Source organism: Vibrio sp. Vb0598, from assembly GCF_033338935.1.
GTDB classification, from domain to species: Bacteria; Pseudomonadota; Gammaproteobacteria; order Enterobacterales; family Vibrionaceae; genus Vibrio; species Vibrio alginolyticus.
Window position 1 is genome coordinate 1 of record NZ_JAWOTP010000137.1, and the last position, 1,320, is coordinate 1,320.

2 protein-coding genes are annotated in these 1,320 nt (G+C 48.9%); both read right to left on the reverse strand.

Going from position 1 to position 1,320, the window contains the following annotated elements; translation table 11 throughout:
* The coding region (thiH, locus tag R7Q38_RS23545; RefSeq protein ID WP_318114489.1) for a 2-iminoacetate synthase ThiH at nucleotides 1-966 on the reverse strand (966 nt) is incomplete at its 3' end.
* Nucleotides 967-981: 15 nt separating this feature from the next.
* Nucleotides 982-1,320: HisA/HisF-related TIM barrel protein (locus R7Q38_RS23550; RefSeq protein ID WP_318114490.1), on the reverse strand; the 339-nt coding region annotated here is incomplete at its 5' end.

The window sequence follows — 1,320 nt, forward strand, 5'->3', positions numbered from 1 at the left end:
AGACATACTCGTAATGCCTAACGGTAATACATTGTCGCGAAACTGCGGTGATTCGCGCGTCGACAATGACAACTCCACTTCCGGATTAAACAGCCGATAGGCGCAAATCAATTGCACCAACTGCTTATCCGTCATGACGGATTTCGGTTGTAATCCCGACGCAGGTGCATTACCGGCACAAGGGCGTAAACGAGGAAAAGAAATCGAATAACGCGATTGCCAATAAGTACGCTCAAGGTAATCCAGATGCGCAGCAGCAAAAAAGCAGTCGGTGCGCCACTCTTCCAAACCAATCAAAGCGCCAATACCGATTTTGTCGATCCCCGCCTTTGCCAACCTATCAGGCGTTTCAAGCCGGTATCGGAAATCCATTTTATTGCCACGCAAATGATGCTGAGCATATGTTTTGGGATGATAGGTTTCTTGATACACCATCACCGCATCAAGGCCCAACGTTTTGAGCTCGGCGTATTCGTCCTGATCCAGCGGTTGGACTTCCATCGCTAAATAGTTAAATCGCTGCTTGATGATTGGCACCATTTCGCGAAAGTATTTCATCCCAACTTTGGTCTCATGCTCACCCGTTACCAGTAACACGCTGTCGAACTTCATTCGCTTAATCGCATCAATCTCCGCCTCAACTTCGTCCCTATTCAGCGTTCTTCGCTTTATGCGGTTCTCCATAGAGAAGCCACAATAGGTACAAGCGTTGGCGCAAAGATTAGAGAGGTACAGCGGGATATACAGCGACATAGTGTTGCCAAAACGCTTACGCGTCAGCGAATAAGAAATCTTTGCCATCTGCTCTAAGTACGGTTCAGCTGCAGGAGAAATCAACGCTTTAAAATCTTCCAAGTCTCGTTTGGGTTTTGCTAGCGCCCTTTCCACATCCTGCTCCGTTTTGGCATAAATCGACATGGATATGTCATCCCAATCGAGCTGCTGAAAGCGATCATAAAAGCTCATCTTGAACCCTCACTTCTACAGTTCATCGAGAAAAGCCGTTAGCGGACTGGAAGCAACGGCATGAGAAACTTTCCCTGCAAGCCCAGCTTCATAAGCCATACGACCTGACTCGACTGCCATCTTGAACGCTTTCGCCATCGCAACGGGATTACTTGCGGCAGCGATGGCCGTATTGACCAACACGGCATCCGCGCCCATTTCCATCGCTCTTGCCGCATGTGAAGGCGCACCAATTCCCGCATCCACGACAACAGGTACGTTCGCTTGGTCAATAATGATTTCTAGAAAATCGTGCGAAGCGATACCTTTGTTCGAACCAATCGGCGCACCCAATGGCATCACCGCAGCACAGCC